Genomic DNA, 25,906 nt, shown 5'->3' with positions numbered 1-25,906 from the left:
AGTCGCCTCCCGCACCCGACCCGACCATCGATGACGAGGAAGTCAGCAATGTCGAGCACGACCACGGCCCCGATCGTCCCCAGCTACGTGCAGGGAGGATGGTGGACCCCGCAGGATGCGCAGGGCAGCCCGGTGCGGGATGCCGCCACCGGTGAGGAGATCGCGCGCGTGAGCGCCGACGGGCTCGACGTCGCCGCGGTGATCGAGCACGCCCGCACGGTCGGACACGCCGCGCTCGCCCGCATGACCCTGCACGAGCGGGCCCTCGTCTGCAAGCAGCTCGCCCAGTACCTCGAGACCCGCAAGGACGAGCTCTACGAGCTCTCGTTCCGCACGGGAGCGACCAAGCGGGACAACATGATCGACGTCGACGGCGGCATCGGTGTCCTCTACACGATGTCCTCCAAGGGGCGCCGCGAACTGCCGAACGCCAACGTCGTCATCGACGGACCGGTCGAGGTGCTCTCGCGGGACGGCAGCTTCCTCGGTGAGCACGTCCTCACCCCGTTGCCCGGGGTCATGGTGCAGATCAACGCCTTCAACTTCCCCCTGTGGGGGATGCTCGAGAAGTTCGCGCCCGCGCTCGTCGCGGGGGTGCCGAGCATCGTCAAGCCCGCCCCGCAGACCGGATACCTCGCCGAGGCGTGCGTGCGGATGATGCTCGAGTCCGGTCTCGTGCCCGAGGGGGCGTTGCAGCTCGTCTCCGGCGACGCCGTCGATCTGCTCTCCCACCTCGACTACCGCGACGCGCTCGCCTTCACCGGGTCGGCGACGACCGCGCACGCCCTCCGCGAGAACCCCCGCGTCCGTGAGGGCGGGGTGCGGTTCATCTCCGAGGCCGACTCCCTCAACGCCGCGATCCTCGGCCCGGACGCGACGCCGGACACGCCGGAGTTCGCCGCGTTCGTCACGTCGGTCATGGTCGAGATCACCGCCAAGGCCGGGCAGAAGTGCACGGCGATCCGCCGGGTCATCGTGCCCCGCGACCGCGTCGAGGACGTCGCCCGGGCCGTCCGCGAGAAGATCGACCAGAAGATCGTGCTCGGCGACCCCCGGGCCGACGGCACGACGATGGGCGCCCTCGTCTCGCTCGAGCAACTCGACTCCGTGCGGTCCGGTGTGCAGCGACTCATCGACGCCGGCGGCCGGCCGCACGGCTCGCTCGAGGCCCCCGAGGTGCTCCGCGCCGACGGGTCTCGCGGTGTCGTCGAGGACGGGGCGTTCATGTCGCCCGTCGTCCTCACCTTCGACGACGCGGATGCCGACCTCGTCCACTCGCTCGAGGCGTTCGGGCCCGTGACCTGCGTCATCGGGTACAGCGATCTCGACGACGCCGTGCGTCTGGCCGCCCGCGGCGCCGGCTCGCTCGTCGCGACGGTGTGCACGAACGACCCCGACGTCGCCCGCACGCTCGTCACCGGCATCGCCGGGCACCACGGTCGCGTCCTCACCCTCAACCGGGAGGACGCGAAGACCTCGACGGGTCACGGGTCGCCCGTGCCGCACCTCGTCCACGGCGGGCCGGGGCGTGCCGGCGGCGGTGAGGAGCTGGGCGGCGTCCGGGCCATCAAGCACCTCATGCAGCGCACGGCGATCCAGGGGTCGCCCGCGATGCTCACGGCGATCACCGGGGTGTGGCACAAGGGGGCGCCGAAGCAGGCCGCCGGGTGCGAACGCTTCGGCGGCTCACCCGAGCACGTCCACCCCTTCCGCAAGGCCCTCACCGAGCTGCGCGTCGGGGACGCCCTCGTCTCGGACCTGCGCGAAGTGAGCCTGGAGGAGATCTCCGCCTTCGCCACCGAGACCGGCGACACGTTCTACGCCCACACGAACGAGGAGGCCGCCGCGGCCAACCCGTTCTTCCTGGGCATCGTCGCCCACGGCTATCTGCTCGTCTCCTGGGCGGCCGGGCTGTTCGTCAACCCCGACCCCGGGCCCGTCCTCGCGAACTACGGCCTCGACCACCTCCGGTTCGTCACCCCCGTCGCCGCGGGCGACGCGATCCGCGTCGAACTCGTCGCCAAGCGGATCACCCCCCGCGTCACCGACGAGTACGGCGAGGTCGCCTGGGACACGACGCTCTACAACCAGAACGACGAGATCGTCGCGACCTACGACGTCCTCACCCTCGTCGCCAAGGAGTGGCCCACCCCTTCGGTGGGGTGAGGCTCGACGAGGCGGGGACGTCGGTACGGCGCGCGAGTCGGTCGTCGGACGCGGCGCGGCATCACGGGGTCTGGCGGGCGGGGTCGGTCTCCGACAGGTACGCGGCGAGAACGGCGTCGGCCCCGCCACTGACATCGACGCTCCAGATCGCGGTGGTGGCGAGGCCGCCGAAGTTCTTCGACCCGCTGTACTCGTTGCCGCTGCCGCACTCATCCGTCATCACCCAGAAGACGCGGGTGCTGCCGTGATGAAGGCTGATCTCGACCGCGCCCGGGCCTCGGCACAGAAAATGGACCTCGACCGTGGAGCCTGCCGGAATGCGCAGGGTGCCGGGGCGATCGCCGCTTCGTGCCGACCCGGCCCAGACGAGGTCGGTGGGCAGGAGATGCGGGCTCGTGCTCCGTACGGCTGCGTCGTACTCGCTCCCCGTCGGCAGGGCGGGGACGGCCGGCGTGGAGGGGGAGATGCTCGTCGTCACCGGGGGGACGGGCGTGCGGTGCGGTGACGTTGGGGCGGGGGCGGGCGATCCCGGCGCCGCGCACCCGGCCGACAGCACGAGGATCACCGGAAGGATCGCCGCCGCCCGCGTCGGGAGTCCCAGCACCCGCTCTGACCGCATGGCTCAGCGTAGGACGGTTCCGCGAGTCCCTCGGCCGTTCCACCGGTGTCGTTGCGGCGGTGACTCAGCGTCGGGCGTGCCCCAGGTGGCGGGTGATGAGCGCGGCGGCGTCGGTGGGGTCGTCGACGGAGATCGTGAAGGGCCCGCGGTCGAGGTCGAGTGTGAGGGCGGGGCCGGAGCGGAGGATGAGGTCGGCGCCACGCTCCGGTGACCAGCGCACTCCGAGCCCGCCGAACTCCGCCGCGGTGACGGTGACCGCCCGGGCCGAGCGGATCACGCGATAGGGGATCTGCCCCCGGAGTGCGGGGAGGCCGCAGGTCACCGTGACCCCGTGGCTGCCGACGACGACGCCCACCCTGCGTAGTGCCGCCGCGAGCAGGCCGATGATCGCCGCCCCGACGGCGTCGCGCCGGCGCGGCCCGGCCATCGCGCGGGCGAGGAGGGCCCCGCTGCCGGCGCCGAGCGTGCCGAGGGCCCACGGCGCCAGCGAACCGTCGGTGGCGACGACCGCACGCACGTCGTCGAGGTCGACGTCGAGGGGCTCGGCGGGGCGGTGGTCGTCGAGGCCGCGGGGGAGGAACACCGCGGCGGCGGCGCCCGCGACGGCGCCGAGAATGAGGGCGGTGGTGTGCTTCATCGTGCAGCTCCTTCGTCGAGGTGTCGGTGGAGGTCGTCGAGGGTGAGGCCGGCGCGCCGTCCGGCGTCGAGGAGGTCGTGGACCGCGCGGGCCACGGCCGCGGTCTCCGGCGCGGCGACGACGATCGCGCCGCGACCTCGTCGCAGATGGATGAGCCCGGCGTCGCGCAGCTCCGCATACGCCTTGAGGACGGTGTGCACGTTGACGTCGAGCGACTCGGCGAGGTCTCGGGCCGCGGGCAGGCGTTCGCCGACGCCGACCTCGCCGCGCGCGATCGCGCCCCGCAACCCGGTGACGAGCTGTTCGTGCAGGGTGCGTGGTGCGCGCGGGTCGATGGTGAGGATCACGATCTCAGCTTATTGCTCTAGTTTTCATAGAACAAGACTCTGCTTGAGCGTCGATGTCGCGGTGGATGTCGGTGTCGCTCACGGGGCGATGGCATGGATCGCCATGGCATCGTAAGCGAGTTCGAGACAAGCCTGTGGAGCACTGGTGCGGCGTCCATTGGTTCGATAGAATCGAGCTAGTCAACGAGGATGGGATCGAATCTGTGTGCGAGGGGGTGCAGGGTCATGGTGGCAGCTGATCTCGGCCCGGTGGCGGTCCTGACCCCGCCGCCGCACTGGGGTGTCGGGCGAGAGATTCCGGCCGAGGTGTTCGAGGGCCTGTCGGAGGAGGAGCTCCTCGCCGAGATGGAGAACCTCGAGCGGCTCACCGCCTGGCTCGCGGCGCGGGCGGTGTCGTTGACCGAGCGGCTGGTCCTCGCCCGTGAGGAGGCATCTGGGGAGGTCGTGGCGCCCGCATCGGTCGAGCCCGGTGAGTCCGGTGGGGCCACGCGCGCGGGGAAGCTGCATCGGGCCGAGGTGCACGCCGGGCTGGAGGACGAGATCGCGTTGGCCACGGGCATCGGTGCGCGGGCCGCGCATGTGCGGCGCGCCATGGTGGTCGGGGACCCCGAGCATGCTCGACCGATCGTGGCTGCCCTGGCTCGGGGTGAGGTGTCCTGGGCGCGGGCGATGCAGGTGTTCTCGGCGGTCTCGCTCCTGTCGCCGGAGGTGGTGCCCGGAATCGTGGAGGCGCTCACGGCGCCGTACCCCGCGCGCAGTGTCCACGGCGTCGGGGGATTGCTCGTGCCACAGCCGGTCTTCACGGCCCGCCTGGCTCGTCAGGTGGCCAGGCACTCCACCTCGCGGCGGCGTCACCGCGCGGCGTTGGCAGATCGGTGCACGTGGGCGGTACTCGACCACGAGGAGGGCACCGGCCGGTTCACCGTGACCGGGCACGCAGGGCGGGTGGCCGGGGCGCACGAGCGCGTCGACGAGATCGCTCGGCGTCTTCGGAGGGAGGGCGATGCGCGCAGTCTCGCGCAGTTGCGGTCGGACCTGGCGTTGGACCTCATGCTCTTCGGGGAGTTGCCCGCCTCGCATGCGGCGCTCGGGGAGTTGCCGCCGGCGCGCGTGCAGGTGAGCGTGTCGCTGGCGTGCCTGTTGGGGGCGGTGGAGGAGCCAGGGGTCCTCGACGCGGTGGGACGCCGGGAGTGGGTGGCGGCGCCGGTGATCCGGGAGATGGCCGTGGCGGCCGGATCGGTGTGGCAGCGTCTCGTCACCGATCCGGCGACCGGGTATCTCGTCGACCTGACCAGCACCTCCTACGCCGTCACCGGCCGCCTGCGGGAGCGGGTCCTCGCCCGTGACGGCATCACCCGGGCACCGGGACGGGTGACACCCGCACGGCGGTGCGACCTCGACCACGACCTCGACCATGCCCTCGGCGGGGCGTCCTCGGAATCGAACCTGTCGGCCAAGGATCGTCGCGGGCACAACCACAAGACCCGACGCACGTGGCGCTCGGTGCGGGAACCGGGGATCAACGGGGACATCCTGTGGGTCACTCCCGCCGGGCGGACCTACGCCACCAGCCCCTGGGACCACCGCGATCTGAACCCGACACCACGGCTCCACCGCACACCCGACGGCGCCTCGACGCAGGGTCGGCGACCCGATCGGGTCGCGCACCCCCACCCGGCACCTCCCGAGCCGCCACGTGGCGGTGCGCCTGCACCATCCCCTGCGCCCGCACCACCCGCGGCCCTTGCCCCGCCGGATGAGGGCGTGCGGGGAGTCGGGCGCGGGAGCGAGGCTCGGCTCCATGACGTGTCGACGCCTGCCGAGCCGTCGCGTGGCGGGTCCGCCTCGGGCGAGGCGACGGATCCCGCGCCGACGTCCCCGCTACACGGGCCACAGGTGTCGCCCCTGCACGCCCTGTGCCGGGTGGTGACGACCCGGCCGGCGGTGCTCCCTGCGCCCGTGGCCCTCTCGGCGGACGGGGTGCGGCGGCAGGCCGAGATCGGGGGAATCCGCGTCGAGGAGGCCGAGGCCGACGTCCGGGCGCTCATCGACACCGCGTTCGGACTCTCGGCAGGCGACTCCGCCCCACCGTCATGGCTGTGGGAGGGCGATGCCGAGCCCCGCGGGATCCGCGTTCGCCGTCCCCGCCTCCGGCCGTCACCGCCCACGCCCTGGCGCGAGTGGTCGGCGGGCCCACCACCGTTCTGACGCCTCGGCGCACGGTCTCGCTGCGGTCCGTCGACGAGCGCCCCGGCGACACGCGTCGGCGAGGCGAGGACGTTACTGCTCGTCCGTGTCCGTCCCGTTGCAGTCAGGGCGTGGGGAAACGGCGCAGGGCCTCGAGGTGGGTGACGAGATGCGCGGCGGCCTCGGGGCGGGCGCGGCAGGTCGACATCGGCACCTGACCGAACACCCGACGCGACAGCGGTGTCCGCAGGAGAGCGGCGGTGGCCTCGGGGTCCCAGGCGACGCGCACGAACCGCGCCGGTGGGGTCTGCCCGGTCGCCGAGCGCTCCTCGATCGCCTCGACACGACCGACGGCGCACACCTCCTGCCGACGGGAGAGGTACGCCCACATCACGTCACCCGCGCGCATCGCGCGGAACCCGGAGCGCAGACACCAGCGGTCGATCGGTTGGGTGCGGCCGATGCCCTCCCAGACGGCGGTGGCGTCGAGGCGTGTGCGCCAGTCCCGCGGGAGGTGTGCGGCGTGGGCGACCGGGTCGATCGGCAGGAGCCAGTGCGTCGCGTCGGCCGTGACGACCACGGCACACACCCGCGGGCGCGCAGGCGAGGGACTCTCAGGCGAGGGACCCTCAGGCGAAAGGCTGTCGGAGGCGTCGGGCACCGTCGTGGTCATGTACAGCGTCCTCGCCGTCGCCGGGTATCGGTCTCTGCGCGACGTCCGCGTCCCGCTCGGGCGGCTCACCGTCGTCACCGGCGCCAACGGTAGCGGCAAGTCCAACCTCTACCGGGCGCTGCGGCTGCTCGCGGACTGCGGGCAGGGGCGGGTCGTCGCCTCCCTCGCCCGTGAGGGAGGGTTGTCGTCGGCGCTGTGGGCAGGCCCCGAGACGCTCGGCGGCGCCCACCGCATCGGACGCGTCGAGGGCACTCGGCGTTCCGAGCCCGTCTCGCTGCGCCTCGGCGTCGCGGGTGAGGAGCACGGCTATCTCGTCGACCTCGGCCTGCCTCCGCAGACCCCCGCAACCGCCTCGTACTTCCTCCGCGACCCGGAGATCAAACGGGAGGCCGTCTTCGGCGGGGGCGTCCTGCGGCCCGCGACCACGCAGGCGCGACGCCGCTTCGCCCGAATGGAACGGCGGACCGACGAGGGATGGGAGGCAGGCGAGGTCGATCTGCCTCCGCACCGCAGCATGCTCACCGAGTACGCCGACCCCGCCGCCGCCCCCGAGCTGTGGGCGATGCGTGCGCAGCTGCGGGCCTGGCGGTTCTACGACGGGTTCCGTGCCGACGTCGACGCCCCCGCCCGCACGCCGCGGGTCGGCACGCGTACTCCGGTCCTCGCCGACGACGGGGCCGACCTCGCCGCCGCCCTCGCGACGATCCTCGAGGACGGCCGATCCCCGGTCGAGGAGTACGTGGCCGAGGCCTTCGACGGGGCCCGCCTGAGCATCGTCGAGACCGGCGGGCTGTTCGACGTCGCCCTGCAGCAGCCGGGGATGCTCCGGGGGTTGCGTGCCGCCGAGCTCTCCGACGGCACGCTGCGCTACCTGCTGTGGCTGGCCGCGCTGCTCACCCCGGAGCCGCCGCCGCTCATGGTGCTCAACGAGCCCGAGACGAGCCTGCACCCCAGCCTGCTCGTTCCGCTCGCGCGCCTCGTCGCCGAGGCCGCCCGCCGCACCCAGGTCCTCGTCGTCACCCACTCGGCGGTGCTCCTCGATGCGCTCGGCGGGCGGTTCCCCGGACTCCGGAGTGGGAGCGCACCCCTCGGTGGCGATGACGAGGCGGTGGATGCCGTCGACGCCGCCGCGCGACCGGGGGTGGTCACCGATCATCGACTGATCGAACTCGTCAAGGATCTGGGCGAGACCCGGGTCCTCGGGCAGGGGCTGCTCACGACCCCCACGTGGGAGTGGGGGCGACGGTGACCTGAGCGACGGAATCCGCGAAACCACAGGCAGCGCAGGTTCCCGTTGGCAAGACTGGCGGGACAGGCGGCTGCCGGAGCGGCCGATCCCGGCGTCGTGGTGGCGCCGACGAGGAGGAGGCGGTCATGCAGTACATCCCCGAACCGTTCAAGATCAAGATGGTCGAGCCCCTACGGATCACGACCGAGGACGAGCGTCGGAGCCTGCTCGCCGCCGCCGGGTACAACGCGTTCTCCCTCAAGGCCGACGACGTCTACATCGACCTGCTCACCGACTCCGGCACGAACGCGATGAGCGACACCCAGTGGGCGGCGATGCTCACCGCCGACGAGTCCTACTCGGGTGGGCGCAGCTACTACCGGCTGCTCGAGAACGCTCGTGACCTGTTCGGGTACGAGTGGATCCAGCCCGTCCACCAGGGCCGTGCGGCGGAGAAGGTGCTGTTCCCCGTGCTCGTCGACGAGCCGGGCAAGTACGTCATCTCCAACACGTTCTTCGACACCACCCGCGCCCACGTCGGCCTCGCCGGCGGCCGCGCGGTCGACTGCGTGTGTCCCGAGGCCTTGGACTCCCTCCACGAGGCCCCGTTCAAGGGGAACATGGACGTCGACCGGCTCGCCGCGCTCATCGAGGAGTACCGACCCGAGAACGTCGCGGGCATCGTCATGACGATCACGAACAACTCCGTCGGCGGGCAGCCGGTCTCGATGGCGAACATGCGGGCCACGGCCGAGCTCGCCCGTCGCCACGGCATCCCGGTCGTCATCGACGCCGCGCGGTACGCCGAGAACGCCTTCTTCATCCAGCAGCGCGAGGAGGGGTACGCGGACACGAGCACCCGCGAGATCACCCGCGAGTTCTTCGCGCACGCCGACATCTTCACGATGAGCGCGAAGAAGGACGCGATCACCAACATGGGCGGGCTGCTCGGGGTGCGTGAGAAGGGCGAGCACGTCCCCGACGTCATGTCGCTCGTCATCTCCAGCGAGGGGTACCTCACCTACGGCGGCATGTCCGGGCGCGACCTCGCGGCCCTCGCCGTCGGACTCGTCGAGGGGCTCGACGAGGGATACCTCCGCTACCGGGTGGGGCAGAGCGCCTACCTCGCCGCGCGCCTCGACGAGGCGGAGATCCCCTACCAGCGGCCCGCGGGCGGCCACGCCGTGTTCGTCGATGCCGGACGCCTTCTGCCGCACATCCCGTGGAACCGCTACCCCGGGCACGCCCTCGCGATGGAGCTCTACGTCGAGGCGGGGATCCGCAGCTGCGACATCGGCTCCTACCTCATGGATCGCGACCCCGAGACCGGCGAGGAACGCCGGGCCCCGTTCGAGTTCACCCGACTCGCGATCCCGCGCCGGGTCTACACCCAGTCCCACCTCGACGTCATCGCCCAGGCCCTCGCCGAGGTCCGTCTGCGGGCCGACTCGGTCACGGGGTACGAGATCGTGCGTGAACCCAAGGTCCTCCGCCACTTCACCTCGGTGCTGCGTCCCGTCGACCGCTGAGACGCACGGGTGGTGGCCGTCACACGCGCGCCGACACCCCTCCGGTCTGAGGCCACGGGCCCTCTCGCCGCGAGACACTGGAGGCGCACGTTCCCGCGAGCACAGGAGGCGCCATGAGCATCGAGACCACACGGGACTTCACCGGGCAGGTCGTCATCGCCACCGCGATCGGCTCGACGGAGGCCGACTCCCGCGCCGCCGAGCGATGGGGGGCCGCCCACGCCGCGCGTCGAGGCGTGCCCGCCGTCCTCGCCGGGGTGTTCGGGGTCGGCATCTCGGCCGGGGACATCGGCGGGTTGTACGCGCCCGAGATCATGGACCCGGTCACGTTGCTCGGCGAGGCGCAACGGTCGGCCGAGGAGGAACTCGAGGCCCGTCGCCGGGAGCTGCTCGCCGAGCAGCCCGCCCTGCGGCTCTCCTGCGCGGCACTCCCGGGTCACCCGGGCGCGGTCCTGGCGGACGCCTCGGAGACCGCGGATCTCGTCGTCCTCGGGACGCGCGGCCTGGACGGGTGGAGCGGGTTGCTGCTCGGGTCGATCTCGCAGTACGTCACCACCCGCGCCCGCGGGCCCGTGGCCGTCGTGCCGTCCCACCTGTTCCAGGACCTCACCGACGACGACCCGATCGTCCTCGGCGTCGACGGCGAGAGCGACCACGGCGCGACGCTCTTCGCCTTCGACGAGGCCCGTCGTCAGGGTCGACCCGTGGTGGCCGTGCACTCCTGGCGCCGTGGGGACCCCGAGGCCGCCCTGCATGCGGAGTCGGTGGACGGTGGCGGCCTCGACGAGATCCTCGAGGCCGCCCTCGCTCCGGTGGTGGAGCGCTATCCCGACGTCGAGGTGCACCGGCAGATCGTGCGCGGAGACGCCGAGATCGCCCTGCTCGGGGCCTCCGCCCGCGCCGCGATGCTCGTGATCGGGACGCGTGGGCGGGGCGAGCTGCGCAGCGTGCTGTTCGGGTCGACGAGCGTCCGCCTGTTGGGCCGGGCCTCGTGCCCGGCGGTCGTCGTCCCCGAGGACCCGAGCTCCCGCAGGTCGGGCGAGCCGGCCGCCGTCACCGCACCCCGCGGGGAACGACGCGGTGGGAGCACCGCGGTCGCGGAGGTGCTCGAGTTGGAGCGCGAGACCCTGTCGCCGGAGTGTCGTCGCGACGCCGCCCGCCTCGACGCGCTGCTCGCGGACGACTTCCACGAGTTCGGTCGCTCCGGCGGGGAACTCACGAAGGGGGCCGACACGGCGCGGCGGATCGCCGAGCATGCGCGAGCCCAGGAGGTGGACGGGGCACAGGAGACTCCGGGGGTCGAGAACCTCCGCGGCACCGAGCTCGCCGACGGCGTCGTCCTGGTGACGTACACCCTCGACACCCAGGGGCGTCGCTCGAACCACACCTCGATCTGGCGCCGCGACGATCACTGGCGCATGGTCCACCACCAGGGCACGTGGGTGGAGGACTGAGCCCGACCCGCACCCGTCCGATCGGGACGGGTGCGGGTCGGGGAGGTGCCGGGGCTCGAGGGCTCTCGGCTCAGTGGCGCTCGTCGGTGCGGCGACGGTGCTCCTCGATGAGCTTCTTCTCCTCCGGCCCGACGAGCGCGATGAGGACGATGGCGACGACGGCGAAGGCCGTGAGCATCGCGAACGTCGGCCCCCACCCGTAGTGCTGGGCGACGAAGCCCACGCCGGAGGACGCCATCGTCGCGCCGAGGACGTACCCGAACAGGCCGGTGAAGCCCGCGGCCGTCCCGGCGACGTGCTTGGCCGACATGTCGAGGGCCTGCAGGCCGATGAGCATGACGGGCCCGTAGATGAACGCGCCGATGAAGAACAGGTAGACCATGAGCACCCAGTACGGGGTGCCGACGGGGGCGAGCCAGTAGAGGACGACGAACGCCGCGACGCCGGCCATGAACGTCACGCCGGTGCGGGACCGGTTGCCGCGGAAGATGCGGTCGGAGATCCACCCGCACGCGAGGGTGCCGAAGATGCCCGCGAGTTCGAACAGCGAGAAGCCGGCGATGCCCTTGGTCACGGAGACGTGGTGGACCTCGGAGAGGTAGGTCGGCGCCCAGGTGAGCACGCCGTAGCGCAGGGTGTAGACGAACACGTTGGCGAACGCGAGGAGGACCATCGCCCGGTTCGTGAGGATGTGCTTGCGCACGAGCTCCCACGTCGACAAGGTCTCGAGCTCCGTGGTGTCGGAGTCCACCTTGTCGGGGTCGTCGCGGTACTCCTCGATGGGCGGAAGCCCGACGGAGGCCGGGGTGTCCCGGATGAGCCAGAGACCCAGGGCGGCGACACCCAGCGCGATGAGCGCGGGGAACCAGAACGCGGCCTGCCAGGCCCCGCCCGTGATCGCGAGACCCGCGGCGGCGGCGGCGCCGACGGCCATCCCGCCGACGTTGTGGGCGCAGTTCCAGATCGACGTCTTCCACCCGCGTTCGCTCGTCGAGAACCAGTGGACGAGCACCCGGCCGCAGGGCGGCCACCCCATGCCCTGGAACCAGCCGTTGACGAACATGACGATCGCGAACATCGCGAGGCTGCCCGACACGGCGGGGACGAACGCGACGACGAGGTTGGCGAGCGCGGACAGGGCGAGTCCGATGGGGAGGAAGTACCGCGCGTTCGACCGGTCCGACACCATCGCCATGAAGAACTTGGCGAGGCCGTAGGCGATGAGCGCGGAGTTCGCGATGAGGCCGATGCCGGCCTTGTCGATGTGCCCCTCGTCGAGCAGGATCTTGGCGATGAGGGGGATGTTGTTGCGGATGAGGTAGAACCCGGCGTACCCGATGAAGATCCCCATGAACACCTGGAATCGGAGCCGGGGGTAGCGGGCGGTGATCTCGTCCTGGGGGAGCCGCGGCGCGGGCGGCGGGGCCGCCAGCCAGCTCGTCGAGCGGCGGTGGTCGGTGTGAGGGTGCCCGGAGGCGGGCGCGGTGGTGCTCATCTGTCTCTTCCGTGGGCGTCATCGGGCTGCGGCGGGCCGGGCCGGCGTCGTCGCCATCCTCAGCGTGGACGGCACGGGCGGTGACGGACAGGGGGACTCGGTGACGCTTGGTGACAGGCGCGTTACCGGGGCGGACGGCGCGGACCCCTCGGCCCGGGAGGTGGCAGCAGCCACGTCGCATCGTCGGCGACCTCGAGGAGGACGTGGTCGTCGAGCGCGATCGGCCCGGTCACGGGGCCGGTGGCGACCGCGATCCCGGCGTCGGTCTCGATCGCGTACTCCCACCGCTCTCCGACGTAACGTGCCTCCTGGACGAGGCCGACGGCGCCACGGATCTCCGGGCGTGCCCGCGTGGGGGGCAGGGGTTCGAGGGTGACCGCATGGGGACGCACGACGAGGGTGCCCCGGTGCGGGCTCCGGGCCGCCTCCGGGTGGGCGGGCACGAGGCGATCGGAGCCCCAGAGATGGACACGGGCGAGGGCCGCCTCCCGGGTGGGGGTGACGTCGACGGCGAGCAGGCCGGCGGACCCGGTGAGGTCGGCCACGAACGCGTCCGCCGGCCTCGTGTACACCTCACGGGGTGGACCGACCTGACGGATCCGACCCCCGTCGAGGACGACGACGACGTCCGAGGTCGACAGGGCCTCCTCGAGGTCGTGGGTCACGTGCAGGACCGTCCCGCCGAGGCGGCGTTGCGTCCGCACGACGAGGTCGAGGAGCCGGCGGCGGAGTCGCGCGTCGAGGCCGGCGAGCGGCTCGTCGAGGAGCAGCACCGAGGGGCGCAGCACCCAGGCGCGGGCCAGCGCGACCCGGCGGGCCTGGCCACCGGAGAGACGGTGCGGCAGCTGGTCCGCCACCGCCACGAGCCCGAACTGCAGCAGTGCGACCTCGAGACGCTCCCGGCGTCGAGCCGCCGGGACGTCGTGCAGGAGCAGTCCGTATTCGACGTTCTCGGCGACCGTCCTCTCGGGGAAGAGGGTCTCCTCCTGGAAGACCATCGCGGTGGGCCGCCGACCGGCCGGGACCGTCGTGATGTCGATGCCGTCGACGGCGACCGTTCCCGGTGAGGGCCGTTCGAGCCCGGCGACGAGTCGGAGCAGCGAGCTCTTGCCGGACCCGGAGGGCCCGACGACGCTGACGAGGGCGTCACCGGGGAGGTCGAGATCGACGCCGGACAGGGCGGCGCCGGGAGCGTCCGGGTAGCGCAGCGAGGCCCCCGTCACCCGGAGACGACCGCTCATCGGGTCACCCCCCAGGGGTCTCTCGTCTCGGTGGGGGCGGGATGAGGGCGAGGGGGGCCGGGGGCCGTGAGGATCGCCACGACGCCCACGAGGACACCGAGGGTGGTCGCCATCGCGCAGGCGTCGGCGAGCCGGCCGGACTCCGCGGCGGTGACGAGTTCGACCGGCAGCAGGGGCGTGCGGCTCGTGGCGAGCAGCGCCACCGGTGCGAGGGTGGCGACCGAGCGGGCGAACGTCGTCGCCGTCTCGGCGCCGACCACGCCGCGCAGAGCGGGCAGCCACACGTCGCGTCGGAGGTCGGAGCGGCTCGCCCCGAGGGTGAGGGCCGCGTTCGTGGGAGCCGTCGGGAGCCGCCGCAGCGCGTCCGCCACGGTGGTCGCCGTCGTCGGGAGGGACGCGAGGACGAGCACGACGACGAGGAGCAGCCACGTCCGGCGTTCGAGGACCGAGGCCCCCGACGGCAGGAGGTGACCCGCGGAGGAGCCCGTCCGGGTGAGGACGAGCCACGCGAGCAGGCCGAGCACGAGCGAGGGCACGGCGCCGAGCAGCACGACGACACGTTCGGGCCGGGCCGAGCGGGCACGGGCGAGACGCTCACCGAGCGCGAGACCGAGGGGGAGGGAGATGCCGGTCGCGAGGAGGCCGGCGAGGACCGAGTCGGCGAGGGCCGTCCGGAACGGCCCGGCCAGGACGCCGTGGAGGTGTGCTGTGGTGGGACCGGTGCGGTCGAGCAGGCCGACGGCGCCGAGGAGGACGACCGCAAGGGAGAGGGCCACGGCCGCGGCGACGGTGACCCGGACGCCGACGACCGCCCGGGCCCCCCGGCCGCGGGGCGGGTGCCGGCGAACGGGTGCGCGGTGGGTGACGGGCCGGGCTCGGCCACCGAGGTGTCGCGCCGCGAGGGCCGTGAGCAGGCACAGGCCCGCGAGGGCGACGCCGTGCGCGGCCGCCTCGGTGAGGTCGTTCTCGGCCGTGGCGGCCTCGAACAGTCGGGTGGCGACGACGACGTAGTCACCACCCAGCACGAGTGGGTCGGCGAGGTTCGCCACCGTGTGGGAGACGACGAGGAGGGCGGCGATCGCGAGGGAGGGGCGAAGGGCGTCCGCCTCGCGGCGAGCGAGGTGGCGGCGGTCGGCGCCGAGGTCGGCGGCGGATTCGGCGACCCGCGGGTCGAGCAGTTCGATCCCGTGGAGGAGCACGAGATAGGCGTAGGGGAACGCCGACAAGGTCGAGGCGAGGACGAGGCCGGGGGCTCCGTAGGCGATCGGTTCGATGCCGAGGTGACGCGTGAGGAGTCCGTTCCCACCGGCGAGGGCGAGGAGGGCGAGCGCGATCGTCGGCGGGGGGAGGAGGAGGGGCGTCAGGCACAACGCGTGCGCGAGACGCCGACCCGGGAGGTCGTGGTGGACGTGGGAGTGGGCCGCGGCCCAGGCCGCCGTCGTCGTGAGAGCGCCGGTGAGGGCGGCGAGGACCGCGGTGTTGCGGAGCACGACCCCGTTGCCGCCCCAGACCCGGCCGAGCGCCGTGCGTTCGACGAACGGCGTGTGCTCGAGGATCCCCGTGCGGGGGAGGATCCCCGCCGGATCGAGGAGTCCGGCGGGGCCGAGAAGGGCGACGACGAACGCCGACAGCGCGGCGAGGGCGGCGATCCGGGCGATCGGCACGTGGCCGCCGTGACGACGGGTCACGGCCGGACCTCGGTGGCGAAACGGGCGACGACGGCCTCGGTCCCGGCGGCGTCGTTCGTGGACGTGACGAGGAGGCGGACGTCGGCGGGGAGGAGGAGTCGAGGGTCGGCGTGCACGTCGGAGCGTGTCGGCAGTTGGGGGACCTGGACGGCGCGCCCCACCTCCTGGCCGGCGCGCGAGGTGGCGAAGTCGACGTACGCGGCCGCCCACTCCGGGTGCCGGGAGGAGGCACTCCTCGCCACCGCCCCCACCTCGGCACCGGTCCCCTCACGGGGGTAGGTGACGAGGAGCGGACGGTGGGCGGAGTCGAGCCGGACGCAGTGCTGGGTGAAGGTGACCGCGACCGCGACCTCGCCGCGGGCGACGGCTCCGGCGGGCGCCATGCCGGACCGCGTGTACTGGAGCACGTTGCGGTCGAGGCGGCGGAGCCAGGCGAGGGCGGGAGCCGGACCGCCCAGGCGTCGGACCTGGACCCCGACCATCGTCGTGCCGGTGCCGGACGTCACCGGGTCGGGGGTGGAGACCCGACCCGCGAGCCGGGGGTCGAGCAGGTCGTCCCAGGAGCGCGGCGGGGCCACGCCGAGGTCCGCGAGTGCCTTCGCGTCGGAGCAGAATCCGAGGTTGCCGCGATACACCCCCGTCCAGGCGCCGCCCGGATCGCGGTCGGCGGCCGGGATGGCCACCGAGTCGGCGGTGGCGTGGGGGGAGAGGAGCCCGCGACGCGCCGCGAGGGCGTAGAGCTCCGCCGGCCCTCCGTGCCAGACGTCGACGTCGACGGCGGCCCCGTGCTCCAGCCGCGCGAGGGCCTCCCGCGAGGACAGCCGGACCGTGGACACCGGGATGCCGGTCCGGCGGGTGAACTCCGCGGCCCAGCCGCGGCAGAGGCCCTCGACGGACGAGCACAGCACCGACAACGACTCGCGCCGGTGCTCACGCACGACCTCGGTCCCACTCCACACGAGGAGTGCCGCGCACACGACCGCGGCGAGGATCGCGCGGGGAGCGGGGACGCGGCGTCCGTCCCCACGCCGACCCCTCACGGGTGACCCTCGGCGAGATGGGGCATGAGGTAGCCCGTGCCGCGGACGGTGAGGACGAGGCGCTCGCCCTCCTCCCCGAGATGCCGACGCAGGCGGTAGACCGTCGTCTTGATCATGTCGTGGCCCCCGGCGGTCTCCTCGGTGAACCACACCTCGTTGAGGAGGTCGCGCCAGGTGACGACGGAACCCGCCCGCCGCGCGAGGACGGTGAGGAGGCGTTGCTCGACCTCGCTGAGGCGCAGGGTCCGCCCCGCCCACGTCGTCGTGCGCGCCTGGACGTCGATGACCAGGGGGCCGTTGCGGAGGACCTCCGGCGCCCGGGCCCGGGTGCGTCGGACGAGGGCCTGGGCGCGAAGGGCGAGCTCCCGTGGGGAGAACGGCTTGGTGACGTAGTCGTCGGCACCGGCGAGGAAGCCGTCGACACGGTCGTTCTCCGTGCCCTTGGCCGTGAGCATGAGCACCGGCACGTCGGAGACCGTGCGGATCCGTCGGCACAGGTGCTCCCCGCTCGCTCCGGGGAGCATGCGGTCGAGCACGACGAGGTCGAGGTGCCGGTCCCGGATCAGCGTCCAGGCGGCCTCCGCGGTGCCGGCGGTGACGCACGTGAATCCCTGCGTCGACAGGGCGAATTCCACGATCGCGACCATCTGTCGTTCGTCGTCGACGACGAGCGCGACGGGCGCCTCGTCCGGGGTCGCGGCCGTCATCGCCCCCGCGTCCTCTCGGCCGTGCCGTCGGGACGTCGGGTCGCCTCGGCCGGATCCGCCGCGGGGTCCTCGTCGTCACGACGACACGGAAGCGTGATGAACACCGTCGTGCCGCGTTCACTCACCGTGTCGACGAGGACCCGGCCCCGGTGTTCGGCGAGGATCGACTCGGTGATCATCATTCCCAGCCCGGTCCCCGCATGGGAGCCGTCGCCGACCGCGAACGGCTCGAAGAGCGCGCTGCGCTCCTCCTCGGTCATCCCCGCGCCGTCGTCGTGGACGGCGACGACGGCCTGCCCCTCGTGGTCGCCGACGTCCACGTGGACGGTGGCGCCGGGCCCGGCGTGCCGCACCGCGTTCGTCACGACGTTGACGAGGGCCTGCCGCAGGAGACCGGCGTCGCCCTCGACGACGACGGGGCGCCCCGCGCCGGCGAGGCGGATCGGGGTGTCGTGGATGCGCCGCAGCCCCTGCACCGTGTCCTGCGCGAGTTCGCGCAGGTCCACCGGTGCCACGTCGAGCTGGAACAGGCGGCTCGACATCCGCGCCTCGGTGAGCATGTTCTCGGCCATCCCGACGACCTGGTCGGCGTTGAAGACGATCGTCGTGACGAACTCACGCTGACGGTCGTTGAGCGGCCCGGGCGTCTCCTCCAGCAGGAGTTCCGCTGCGCCCTTGACGAGCGCGAGGGGGGTGCGGACCTCGTGGGAGAACACGCTCGGCCGCTCCAGCCGTGCGGCGAGCAGCGACCGTGCCTCGGCGGCCTCCGCGCGGGCACCCGCGAGCTCTCGGCGGGTGCGCTGCCAGGCGCCGAGACCCCACACGGCAGCCCCCGTGGCGACGACGGCGACGGCGACGAGGACGGACACCTCGCCAGTCTCGCAGAGCACGTCCGGCCCGTGGCTGCCCGCAAGAGGGGCGGTGCGCCCCTCAGCTGCTCGCCATGTAGGCGGAGGTGCCGATGCCGCGGAACACGAGGGTGCTCACCGCGTCGGCGAGTTCGGTGGGGGAGACGCGCCCGTCGGGGCGGTACCACTCGACGGTCGAGTTCATCGCGCCGAACGCGAGCCGGGCGACGACGGAGGGGTCGAGGTCGTCGCGCACGAGCCCGGCGCGCTGGGCCTGGGCGACGACGTCGGTCATGCGCGCGTCGAAGTGGCGGCGTCGTTCGAGCGCGGCGGCCTCGACGGGGCTGTTGCCCCGCAGGCGCAGCAGCAGGCGGACGAACGGGCGGTACTCGACGAGGATCCCCACCATCTCGGAGACGAAGTGCTCGAACCGCACGTCGAGGGTCTCCTCGGAGTTCTCGACGCTGTCCAGACCCGCGTCGAGCGCGTCGAACGCGGTCTGCAGGGCGAGGGCGAGCAGCTCCTCCTTGCCGTCGATGTGGTGGTACAGCGCCGACTTCGACACCCCGAGGCGCTCGGCGATCATCCCCATCGTCGTCGCGTCGTACCCGTGCTCGTCGAACGCCGCCACGGCGGCGGAGATCACGGCGCGCTGGTCGTGTCCGGGGCGGCCGCGACGCGGAGCTCTCTCGCTCATCCGGGCAGTCTGGCACACCGGACGGGCCCGTGCGGGCGGCCCTCTGGGCGGTACCGGGGGCGCAGGCCGCAGCCCCGGGGTCGTCTTGACGCGTCACCGACCCCCCATATACTGAACCGACGGTCGGTATTGTGCCGCCGGGTGCCGAAGGGTCGACGACGACCCCCGCGACGAGCTCGAAGGTGACGACGCATGAACCCCAGGCCCGATCTCAAGTCGGTCGACACCGCGCCCGACACCCCGCCCCCCGCCGCGACGCGCGGCGACACCGATGTCGAGACCGACGCCCAGGCGCACTTCGACGCCCTCATCGCGGCCGACGAGCGCATCGAACCCCGGGACTGGATGCCGGCGGCCTACCGTAAGACGCTGCAGCGGCAGATCTCCCAGCACGCGCACTCCGAGATCATCGGCATGCAGCCCGAGGGCAACTGGATCACCCGGGCCCCCTCCCTCAAGCGCAAGGCCATCCTCATGGCCAAGGTGCAGGACGAGGCGGGGCACGGGCTCTACCTCTACTCGGCGGCCGAGACCCTCGGCATCTCGCGCGAGGAGATGTACGAGCAGCTCATGAGCGGCAAGGCGAAGTACTCCTCGATCTTCAACTACCCGGCGCAGACGTGGGCCGACGTGGGCGCGATCGGGTGGCTCGTCGACGGCGCCGCGATCTGCAACCAGGTGCCGCTGTGCCGGTGCTCCTACGGCCCGTACGGCCGAGCAATGGTCCGCGTGTGCAAGGAGGAGTCCTTCCACCAGCGCCAGGGGTGGGAGATCCTCTACGCCCTCTCCCACGGCACTCCCGAGCAGAAGGCGATGGCGCAGGACGCGGTCGACCGCTACTACGGCCCCGCGCTGCAGATGTTCGGGCCGCCGGACGCGGACTCACCGAACAGCACCCAGTCGATGAACTGGAAGATCAAGCGGTTCTCCAACGACGAACTGCGTCAGCGTTTCGTCGACATGATGGTGCCGCAGGCCGAGGCCCTCGGGCTCACCCTGCCCGACCCCGAGCTGCGCTGGAACGAGGAGCGCGGCCACTACGACTACGGCGACCTCGACTGGACGGAGTTCAAGGCCGTCATTGCCGGTCACGGTCCGTGCAACGCCCAGCGTCTCGCCCACCGCGTCAAGGCGCACGAGGACGGCGCCTGGGTGCGTGAGGCCGCCGCGGCCTACGCCCGCCGGGAACACGACGCCGACACCGCCGTCAAGCACGCCTGACCCCCACCCCTCCGAGCGGAAAGACGACGATGTCCGACCAGAACGCCGCCCCCGCCACCGACGCCACCTCGGGGCCCCACGACGGATCCAGCGCCCCCCTGTGGCCCCTGTGGGAGGTCTTCGTCCGCGCCTCCCGCGGCCTGTCGCACGTCCACGCCGGCTCGATCCACGCGCCCGACGCGGCGATGGCCGTGCGCAACGCCCGCGACCTCTACACCCGCCGCAACGAGGGCGTCTCGGTGTGGGTCGTGCCCGCCGACGCGATCACGACCTCCGACCCCGACGCCAAGGGCGCCTTCTTCGAGTCGCCGCAGGGCAAGAACTACCGCCACGCGACGTACTACACGCGCAGCGAGGGAGTGAAGCACCTGTGAGCCAGTTCGACAGCGCCACGCAGGTCAGCGCGGGTCAGGCCCTCACCGCCGAGGACATCGCCGCCGCCGGCCTCCACGCGGAGGAGGAGGTCGCGCAGTACGCCCTCCGGCTCGCCGACGACGCGCTCATCTGCTCCCAGCAGCTCGGCTGGTGGATCTCCCGTGCGCCGGAGCTCGAAGAGGACATCGCGATCGGCAACATCGCTCTCGACCTCCTCGGCCACGCGCGCTCGCTCTACACCTACGCGGGCACGGCCTGGGACAAGACCGAGGACGACCTCGCCTACTTCCGCACCGAGTACGAGTTCCGCTGCGCGCACATCGTCCAGGTGCCCAACGGCGACTTCGGGCAGACGATCGCCCGCCAGCTCGTCTACAGCCTCTACGCCGTCCACCTCTACGAGCGGCTCCGGTCCAGCGCCGACGAGACGCTCGCCGCGATCGCCGCGAAGGCGGTCAAGGAGGTCGAGTACCACGTCGACCACGCCTGGCAGTGGACGATGCGCCTCGGCCTCGGCACGGAGGAGTCCGCCCGGCGGATGCAGGCCGGTCTCGACCTCGTGTGGGCCTACGTCGAGGAGCTCTTCGAGGACGACGACCTCACCGAGCGCCTCGCCGCCGCCGACGTCGCCGTCCGGCCCTCCACCCTGCGGGCTCCCGTCGTGGCCGCGCTGGAGCGCGCGGTCACCGAGTCGGGCCTGCAGGTGCCCCGGACCCCTGCCGCCGTCACCGGTGGGCGTCGCGGCGTGCATCGCGAACACCTCGGCTTCGTCGTCGCGGAGATGCAGGTCATCGCCCGACGGTTCCCGGGGGCGACCTGGTGATGTCCGCCACGCGGCCCGTCTCCGCGGCCGACGCCGCCGTGTGGGATCTCGCCGCCACCGTCGCCGACCCCGAGGTGCCCGTCCTCACCCTGGAGGACCTCGGCATCCTGCGCTCCGCCTCGGCCACGCCGGACGGCGCGGTCGTCGAGATCACGCCCACCTACTCCGGCTGCCCGGCCGTGGGACGCATGCGCGACGACGTCGCCGACGTGCTGCGGGAGGCCGGCTACCGCGACGTGCAGGTGCGGGTCGTGCTCTCCCCGGCGTGGACGACCGACTGGATGAGCGAGGAGGGCCGCCGCAAGCTCGCCGACTACGGCATCGCCCCGCCCGACCCGGCCCACCGTCGCCCCGCCGACGCGCCCCGCTTCGGGGGGACCCGGCTCGCGCTCTCGGTGAAGTGCCCGCGCTGCCACTCCCTCGACACCCGCGAGGTCACCCGCTTCGGGTCCACGGCCTGCAAGGCGCACTACCAGTGCCGTTCCTGCCTCGAACCCTTCGACTACTTCAAGGTGCTCTGATGCCGCTCACGACCACCCCTCGCCGCCGCGCCCAGTTCCACACCCTCACGGTGTCGGCGGTGCGGCCTCTCACCGACAACGCCGTCGAGGTCACCCTCGCGGTCCCCGAGGAACTGGCCGACGACTACGGCTACGTGAGTGGCCAATACGTCGCCCTGCGCAAGGAACTCGAGGGCAAGGAGGTGCGGCGCAGCTACTCGATCTGCGCCCCGCCCACCCGCGGCGAGCTCAAGATCGGCATCAAGCGCGACCTCGGCGGCCTGTTCTCCAACTGGGCCAACGACAACCTGCGCCCCGGCGACGACATCGACGTCATGAGCCCCACGGGCGCGTTCACCTCCAAGCACGGCCCGCACGGCATGACCGCGCTCAACGACCCCGAGGCCATCGCCGAGGAGTCGACCGGCCTGTCGCGCTACGTCGCGTTCGCGGCCGGGTCGGGCATCACCCCGATCATCTCGATCGTCCGCTCCCTGCTCGAGGCCAACCCGAACGCCTACATGAACCTCGTCTACGCCAACCGCGCGGCGATGGACGTGATGTTCGTCGAGGACCTCGCCGACCTCAAGGACCGGTTCCCCACGCGCCTCGCCGTCCACCACGTGCTCTCCCGCGAGCAGCGGCTCTCGCCGACGCACTCGGGACGCATCGACGCCGAGAAGCTCCGCTCGATGTTCGGCACGATGATCCGCCCCGAGGTCGTCGACGAGTGGTTCCTCTGCGGGCCGTACGAACTCGTCCAGCTCATCCGCGACGAACTGTCCTCGATCGGGATCTCCGACGACAAGGTCCGCTACGAGCTGTTCTCGACCGGTGACCCCAAGGCCGCGCCCGAGGCCAACGCCGGGCGGGCCGTCGTCGCCGACCCCTCGGGGGCGAACATCTCGATCACCTTCCGCCTCGACGGTCTCGAGGGGCAGGTCGAGAGCCCCAAGAGCGCGAAGGAGACCCTGCTCAACGCGGCCCTGCGCGTGCGCGGTGACGTCCCCTTCGCCTGCGCCGGCGGCGTGTGCGGCACGTGCCGCGCGCAGATCGTCGAGGGCGAGGTCGACATGGCCGAGAACTACGCCCTCGAACCCGACGAGGTCGCCGCGGGCTACGTCCTCACCTGTCAGTCCCGTCCCACGACCGACGCGGTGACGGTCAACTTCGACGCCTGAGTCGCCCGCGTGGGCCACCCGCGGGCCTCACCCGTGGGTGAGACGCCCAGCGAGGATCGTCGCCGCCACGCGCATCTCCAGCAGGGAGTGCGCCGCCTCGGCGGCGTTCCCGCTCGCCGCGTACGGGTCGGCCTCGAGCAGGACGACGTCGCCGGGGGCGCCCGGAGCGAGGGTCCCCTGACCGTCGAGGCTGCACGCGAGCGCCTCGGCCACCGTGAGGGATTCCGCGGGTGACCACGGCTCCCTGTCGTCCGCGCTGCGGTGCACGGCCGCGGCCATCGCGAGCCACGGGTCCAGCGGTGAGACCGGGGCATCCGAGCCGAGGCGCAGGGTCGCACCGGCGTTCCGGAGGCTGCGGAAGGGGAAGCAGCGATCGGTGCGGTCCGGCCAGCAGTGGTCGGCGACGTCACGGTCGTCCCAGAGATGCGCGGGCTGGACGCTCGCGGCGATCCCGAGGCGGGCGAGCCGGGCGACGTCCTCCCGACGCATGAGCTGGGCGTGCTCGATCGTGCCGCGCGCACCCGTGGCCTCGAAGGCGTCGAGGGCGTCGCGTGCCGCGGCGTCGCCGATGGCGTGCAGCGCGACCTCGAGGCCGTGGTCGTGGGCGACACCGAGCAGGGAGGCGAGCTCCTCGGGGTGGACGTTCTGCACCCCGTAGGCGTGGTCGAGGTCGTTCGCGTCGGCGTACGGCTCGCAGCAGTACGCGGTGCGGGTGTTGAGGGACCCGTCGGAGATGATCTTCAGCGGCCCCGTCGTGAGCAGGCCGCTGTCGCCGACGGGATCACCGGTCCGCAGCCCCGCGTGGAGCACGTCGTCGAGGCCGTCGGGGTAGGTGCCGATCCGGACGCGCAGGGCGTCGACGCCCTGCACCGCGACCCGGTCCGGCCACAGGTCCACGCCCCGGGCGAACTCGAGGTCCACCACCCCGGTGACGCCGCGGGCCGCGGCGCCGGCCACGGCCGTGCGGTACCCGGCGAGGGCACGCTCGCGCAGGCCGGGCAACCGATCCTCGAGGACGGGGAACACGTCGAACCACTCCTGCTCGTAGACGTGCTCCTGGCGGTGGGGCAGGCCCAGCAGGTCGAGGGCGGGGGTGTTGAGCCATGCGGAGTGACAGTCCGCGCTGATGAGGACGACGGGCAGGCTGTCCGTCACCGCGTCGAGCGCGGCGACGGTCGGCTGCTCGGACCACGTGGCCGCGCGGTATCCGAAACCGCAGATCGTGTCGCCCGCTCGGCCCGGGAGGGCGGCGACCTCGTCGGCGACGATGCGGGTCGCGTGGGCGACGTCGTGCGCGGCCGAGATGTCGAGGCGCGTCGAGGTGGCCGACCACTGCCCGAGGTGCACGTGGGAGTCCCAGAGCCCCGGGATGGCGAGGCGGCCGCCGCCCTCGTGGACGGTCTCGCCGTGCCGCCGGGTGAGCCGTGATCCGATCTCGGTGATCACGCCCCCGGTGATGCGCACGTCGACCGGTTCCGTCGGCGCGGACCCCGGCGGTGACCCTGCGCGGTCCCCGCGTCCGTCCGCCTCCCCGGTGGGCTGGGCGTGATTCGTCGCGTCGATCTCGACGAGACGCACCTCGCGGACGAGACAGTCGGACACCAGGGCCTCCTCGTGGGTCGGGCGCGCCCGCGCCGCCGTGCGGTCGTCGCGGCGCCCCGCGTGATCGGCGGCCGGTCGGCCACCGAGTGCTCACTCTGACATCTCCGGAGCGCGCCGGTGACGGATCGGGGACGTCGCGGGACGTCGAAACGCCCCTCAGGTGGGGTGGGCGCCCCGCAACCGGCCGGGAGGCCGTGGATCCCGCCGCGGCGGGCGGCGGTGCCCCCGGGAGGAACGCGACCGGTCAGCAGGTGCGCAGGATGGCGCGGACGGCGGCGCCGACGACGACCTCGTCGTACCCCTGGGCCCCGTCCTCCGGCCGCCGGTCGTCGCCGCCGGGCAGGCCCTCGGTGACGTAGGTGACGGCGCCGGTGAGGATGGCACGACGGGTGCTGTCGTAGTGGGCCCAGCCGGCGAGGAGGGCCTCGAGGTCGGGGAGGACGCAGTTCGCCGCGGCGTCCTGCGCGTGGAGGGCCGCGGCGAGGTCCGCGGGGTCCTCCGTGGTGTGCAACAGCGGAGCGACGTCGCTCCAGAGCTCACCCAGATCACGCCGAAATCGGTCGAGGACGACGAGATTCGACAGTGTGGCGGGTGTTACGACAGACATGGTCACCAACTCGGCATGTGCGGGAAGATCCCATGCTAAGAGCTCGTCCCACCTCCTAGTAGGGCCCTCCGTCCATCGTCATCCCGACTTGCGTGCATCGTCATCGTCCCGTGACCACCGGCGGTCGGGTCGCGTGTGTCGGGGCCGGCCGGCGGGACCGACGGCCCTGGCGGAGGTGTCGGGAGAGACGTGACGCGAGGGGGTTGGGCGGCGCCGGGACGAACCTGCGAGGATCGGCACGGATCCGGTCGGCGACGGCGCCCCACCGGGGGCGCAGAGCGAGGAGTGCGTGACATGACGAAGATTCGGGTGGCAGTCATCGGGGCGGCGGGGCGCATGGGCAGCACCGTCTGCGAGGCCGTCGAGGGGGCCGACGACATGGATCTCGTCGCCCGCATCGACGTGGGCGACGAGCTCGGCGACCTCGGCGGCGCGCAGGTCGCCGTGGACTTCACCGTGCCGGAGGCCTCGCCCGGCAACGTCGCCCACTGCCTCGCCCACGGCGTGCATGCCGTCGTCGGCGCGACGGGCTGGACTCAGGAACGCCTCGACGTCGTCGCGCGCGACCTCGAGCAGCACCCGGAGCTCGGGGTCCTCATCGCCCCCAACTTCGCCCTCGGGGCGGTGCTGATGATGCGCTTCGCCCAGGAGGCGGCCCGCTTCTACGAGTCGGTCGAGATCGTCGAGCTGCACCATCCGCGCAAGGTCGACGCCCCGTCGGGGACGGCCGCGAACACCGCCCGGCTCATCGCGGCGGCCCGCAGCGAGGCGGGGCTCGGTGCCGTGCCCGACGCGACCGAACACGACCCCGACGGTGCCCGCGGCGCGCAGGTCGAGGGGATCCACACCCACGCCGTGCGCCTGCGTGGCCTCGTCGCCCACCAGGAGGTGCTGTTCGGTGCCGAGGGGGAGAGCCTCACGATCCGCCACGACTCCTACGACCGGGTGAGCTTCATGCCCGGCGTGCTCACCGGCATCCGCGAGGTGGGCGGTCGCCCCGGTCTCACCGTCGGCCTGGAGAACTACCTGGACCTGTGACGC

General features: G+C 72.8%; 24 protein-coding genes. 11 read left to right on the top strand and 13 right to left on the bottom strand.

Annotated features, from left to right (window positions below; all coding sequences use genetic code 11):
- The first annotated feature begins 48 nt into the window (after positions 1-48).
- Positions 49-2,166 carry a phenylacetic acid degradation bifunctional protein PaaZ gene (gene paaZ / locus RT054_RS05540; RefSeq protein ID WP_313022499.1) on the top strand — a complete coding sequence of 706 codons (2,118 nt, stop codon included), beginning with the start codon at positions 49-51 and terminating at the stop codon, positions 2,164-2,166.
- 61 nt (positions 2,167-2,227) lie between these two features.
- On the opposite strand, the gene RT054_RS05535 is transcribed toward paaZ, so the two are convergent.
- The 3 genes from RT054_RS05535 to RT054_RS05525 form a co-directional block, all read right to left on the bottom strand.
- Positions 2,228-2,785: a hypothetical protein gene (locus tag RT054_RS05535; protein ID WP_313022498.1), complete on the bottom strand. Its 558-nt coding sequence runs from the start codon at positions 2,783-2,785 to the stop codon at positions 2,228-2,230.
- Positions 2,786-2,849: 64 nt separating this feature from the next.
- Complete coding sequence (locus RT054_RS05530) at positions 2,850-3,422, bottom strand: hypothetical protein (RefSeq protein WP_313022497.1); 573 nt, start codon at positions 3,420-3,422, stop codon at positions 2,850-2,852.
- Positions 3,419-3,769, bottom strand: coding sequence for a GntR family transcriptional regulator (locus RT054_RS05525; protein ID WP_313022496.1), 351 nt, complete (start codon positions 3,767-3,769; stop codon positions 3,419-3,421). The genes RT054_RS05530 and RT054_RS05525 overlap by 4 nt, the downstream gene beginning before the upstream one ends.
- Before the next feature lie 225 nt (positions 3,770-3,994).
- Between RT054_RS05525 and RT054_RS05520 the strand changes: the two genes are divergently transcribed.
- Positions 3,995-5,977: an HNH endonuclease signature motif containing protein gene (locus RT054_RS05520; protein ID WP_313022494.1), complete on the top strand. Its 1,983-nt coding sequence runs from the start codon at positions 3,995-3,997 to the stop codon at positions 5,975-5,977.
- Positions 5,978-6,080: 103 nt separating this feature from the next.
- Here RT054_RS05520 and RT054_RS05515 read toward each other — a convergent pair whose 3' ends face one another.
- Positions 6,081-6,536, bottom strand: a complete 456-nt coding sequence (locus RT054_RS05515) for a hypothetical protein (RefSeq protein ID WP_312720738.1) — start codon at positions 6,534-6,536, stop codon at positions 6,081-6,083.
- 91 nt (positions 6,537-6,627) lie between these two features.
- On the opposite strand from RT054_RS05515, the gene RT054_RS05510 reads away from it, so the two are divergent.
- The 3 genes from RT054_RS05510 to RT054_RS05500 all read left to right on the top strand — a co-directional run bounded on the left by RT054_RS05510 (position 6,628) and on the right by RT054_RS05500 (position 10,840).
- On the top strand, positions 6,628-7,878 hold the full coding sequence (locus RT054_RS05510; RefSeq protein ID WP_313022492.1) for an AAA family ATPase: 1,251 nt from the start codon (positions 6,628-6,630) through the stop codon (positions 7,876-7,878).
- A gap of 125 nt (positions 7,879-8,003) precedes the next feature.
- Entirely contained in the window at positions 8,004-9,386 is a 1,383-nt protein-coding gene (locus tag RT054_RS05505; RefSeq protein WP_312720740.1) for a tryptophanase, read from the top strand.
- 113 nt (positions 9,387-9,499) lie between these two features.
- A complete protein-coding gene (locus RT054_RS05500) occupies positions 9,500-10,840 on the top strand; it encodes a universal stress protein (RefSeq protein WP_313022491.1) in 1,341 nt (446 codons plus the stop codon).
- A 70-nt stretch (positions 10,841-10,910) separates the two neighbouring features.
- Here RT054_RS05500 and RT054_RS05495 read toward each other — a convergent pair whose 3' ends face one another.
- The 7 genes from RT054_RS05495 to RT054_RS05465 form a co-directional block, all read right to left on the bottom strand.
- Positions 10,911-12,335, bottom strand: coding sequence for an MFS transporter (locus tag RT054_RS05495; protein WP_313022490.1), 1,425 nt, complete (start codon positions 12,333-12,335; stop codon positions 10,911-10,913).
- Between the two features lie 122 nt (positions 12,336-12,457).
- Complete coding sequence (locus tag RT054_RS05490) at positions 12,458-13,576, bottom strand: ABC transporter ATP-binding protein (RefSeq protein ID WP_313022489.1); 1,119 nt, start codon at positions 13,574-13,576, stop codon at positions 12,458-12,460.
- Positions 13,573-15,264 carry an ABC transporter permease subunit gene (locus RT054_RS05485; RefSeq protein ID WP_313022488.1) on the bottom strand — a complete coding sequence of 564 codons (1,692 nt, stop codon included), beginning with the start codon at positions 15,262-15,264 and terminating at the stop codon, positions 13,573-13,575. Before RT054_RS05485 ends, RT054_RS05490 begins: the two co-directional genes overlap by 4 nt.
- Entirely contained in the window at positions 15,261-16,304 is a 1,044-nt protein-coding gene (locus RT054_RS05480) for an extracellular solute-binding protein (RefSeq protein WP_313022487.1), read from the bottom strand. Before RT054_RS05480 ends, RT054_RS05485 begins: the two co-directional genes overlap by 4 nt.
- On the bottom strand, positions 16,301-17,011 hold the full coding sequence (locus RT054_RS05475; protein ID WP_313022486.1) for a response regulator transcription factor: 711 nt from the start codon (positions 17,009-17,011) through the stop codon (positions 16,301-16,303). The genes RT054_RS05480 and RT054_RS05475 overlap by 4 nt, the downstream gene beginning before the upstream one ends.
- Positions 17,008-17,880: a HAMP domain-containing sensor histidine kinase gene (locus tag RT054_RS05470; protein WP_313022485.1), complete on the bottom strand. Its 873-nt coding sequence runs from the start codon at positions 17,878-17,880 to the stop codon at positions 17,008-17,010. Before RT054_RS05470 ends, RT054_RS05475 begins: the two co-directional genes overlap by 4 nt.
- Before the next feature lie 61 nt (positions 17,881-17,941).
- Complete coding sequence (locus RT054_RS05465) at positions 17,942-18,556, bottom strand: TetR/AcrR family transcriptional regulator (protein ID WP_313022483.1); 615 nt, start codon at positions 18,554-18,556, stop codon at positions 17,942-17,944.
- Between the two features lie 192 nt (positions 18,557-18,748).
- Between RT054_RS05465 and paaA the strand changes: the two genes are divergently transcribed.
- From paaA to paaE, 5 genes are read left to right on the top strand one after another with little or no spacing between them, the layout of a single operon-like run.
- On the top strand, positions 18,749-19,777 hold the full coding sequence (gene paaA / locus RT054_RS05460) for a 1,2-phenylacetyl-CoA epoxidase subunit PaaA (protein WP_313022482.1): 1,029 nt from the start codon (positions 18,749-18,751) through the stop codon (positions 19,775-19,777).
- A 29-nt stretch (positions 19,778-19,806) separates the two neighbouring features.
- Entirely contained in the window at positions 19,807-20,151 is a 345-nt protein-coding gene (gene paaB / locus RT054_RS05455; RefSeq protein WP_313022480.1) for a 1,2-phenylacetyl-CoA epoxidase subunit PaaB, read from the top strand.
- Complete coding sequence (gene paaC / locus RT054_RS05450; RefSeq protein ID WP_313022478.1) at positions 20,148-20,975, top strand: 1,2-phenylacetyl-CoA epoxidase subunit PaaC; 828 nt, start codon at positions 20,148-20,150, stop codon at positions 20,973-20,975. Before paaB ends, paaC begins: the two co-directional genes overlap by 4 nt.
- Complete coding sequence (gene paaD / locus RT054_RS05445) at positions 20,975-21,496, top strand: 1,2-phenylacetyl-CoA epoxidase subunit PaaD (protein ID WP_313022477.1); 522 nt, start codon at positions 20,975-20,977, stop codon at positions 21,494-21,496. The genes paaC and paaD overlap by 1 nt, the downstream gene beginning before the upstream one ends.
- Positions 21,496-22,656: a 1,2-phenylacetyl-CoA epoxidase subunit PaaE gene (paaE, locus tag RT054_RS05440; protein ID WP_312718199.1), complete on the top strand. Its 1,161-nt coding sequence runs from the start codon at positions 21,496-21,498 to the stop codon at positions 22,654-22,656. The genes paaD and paaE overlap by 1 nt, the downstream gene beginning before the upstream one ends.
- Before the next feature lie 27 nt (positions 22,657-22,683).
- On the opposite strand, the gene RT054_RS05435 is transcribed toward paaE, so the two are convergent.
- The gene (locus tag RT054_RS05435) at positions 22,684-24,258 is read right to left on the bottom strand and encodes an amidohydrolase family protein (protein ID WP_313022476.1); all 1,575 of its coding nucleotides are present in this window, start codon (positions 24,256-24,258) and stop codon (positions 22,684-22,686) included.
- A gap of 244 nt (positions 24,259-24,502) precedes the next feature.
- Positions 24,503-24,865 carry a hypothetical protein gene (locus RT054_RS05430; protein WP_312718195.1) on the bottom strand — a complete coding sequence of 121 codons (363 nt, stop codon included), beginning with the start codon at positions 24,863-24,865 and terminating at the stop codon, positions 24,503-24,505.
- Between the two features lie 294 nt (positions 24,866-25,159).
- On the opposite strand from RT054_RS05430, the gene dapB reads away from it, so the two are divergent.
- The gene (gene dapB / locus RT054_RS05425) at positions 25,160-25,903 is read left to right on the top strand and encodes a 4-hydroxy-tetrahydrodipicolinate reductase (protein ID WP_312718194.1); all 744 of its coding nucleotides are present in this window, start codon (positions 25,160-25,162) and stop codon (positions 25,901-25,903) included.
- Positions 25,904-25,906: the final 3 nt, after the last annotated feature.

The organism is Mobilicoccus sp., assembly GCF_032060985.1.
Classification (GTDB): domain Bacteria; phylum Actinomycetota; class Actinomycetes; order Actinomycetales; family Dermatophilaceae; genus Mobilicoccus.
Note: the sequence above shows the minus strand (reverse complement) of the source record. Positions and strands in the feature narration are given on the sequence as shown.

Coding starts and splice junctions, on each gene's coding strand:
- paaA (WP_313022482.1), top strand. CDS start 18,749: ATGAACCCCAGGCCCGATCTCAAGTCGGTCGACACCGCGCCCGACACC.
- RT054_RS05430 (WP_312718195.1), bottom strand. CDS start 24,865: ATGTCTGTCGTAACACCCGCCACACTGTCGAATCTCGTCGTCCTCGAC.
- RT054_RS05505 (WP_312720740.1), top strand. CDS start 8,004: ATGCAGTACATCCCCGAACCGTTCAAGATCAAGATGGTCGAGCCCCTA.
- paaZ (WP_313022499.1), top strand. CDS start 49: ATGTCGAGCACGACCACGGCCCCGATCGTCCCCAGCTACGTGCAGGGA.
- paaD (WP_313022477.1), top strand. CDS start 20,975: ATGTCCGCCACGCGGCCCGTCTCCGCGGCCGACGCCGCCGTGTGGGAT.
- RT054_RS05535 (WP_313022498.1), bottom strand. CDS start 2,785: ATGCGGTCAGAGCGGGTGCTGGGACTCCCGACGCGGGCGGCGGCGATC.
- RT054_RS05500 (WP_313022491.1), top strand. CDS start 9,500: ATGAGCATCGAGACCACACGGGACTTCACCGGGCAGGTCGTCATCGCC.
- RT054_RS05475 (WP_313022486.1), bottom strand. CDS start 17,011: ATGACGGCCGCGACCCCGGACGAGGCGCCCGTCGCGCTCGTCGTCGAC.
- paaB (WP_313022480.1), top strand. CDS start 19,807: ATGTCCGACCAGAACGCCGCCCCCGCCACCGACGCCACCTCGGGGCCC.
- RT054_RS05520 (WP_313022494.1), top strand. CDS start 3,995: ATGGTGGCAGCTGATCTCGGCCCGGTGGCGGTCCTGACCCCGCCGCCG.
- RT054_RS05530 (WP_313022497.1), bottom strand. CDS start 3,422: ATGAAGCACACCACCGCCCTCATTCTCGGCGCCGTCGCGGGCGCCGCC.
- RT054_RS05495 (WP_313022490.1), bottom strand. CDS start 12,335: ATGAGCACCACCGCGCCCGCCTCCGGGCACCCTCACACCGACCACCGC.
- RT054_RS05510 (WP_313022492.1), top strand. CDS start 6,628: ATGTACAGCGTCCTCGCCGTCGCCGGGTATCGGTCTCTGCGCGACGTC.
- paaE (WP_312718199.1), top strand. CDS start 21,496: ATGCCGCTCACGACCACCCCTCGCCGCCGCGCCCAGTTCCACACCCTC.
- RT054_RS05465 (WP_313022483.1), bottom strand. CDS start 18,556: ATGAGCGAGAGAGCTCCGCGTCGCGGCCGCCCCGGACACGACCAGCGC.
- dapB (WP_312718194.1), top strand. CDS start 25,160: ATGACGAAGATTCGGGTGGCAGTCATCGGGGCGGCGGGGCGCATGGGC.
- RT054_RS05490 (WP_313022489.1), bottom strand. CDS start 13,576: ATGAGCGGTCGTCTCCGGGTGACGGGGGCCTCGCTGCGCTACCCGGAC.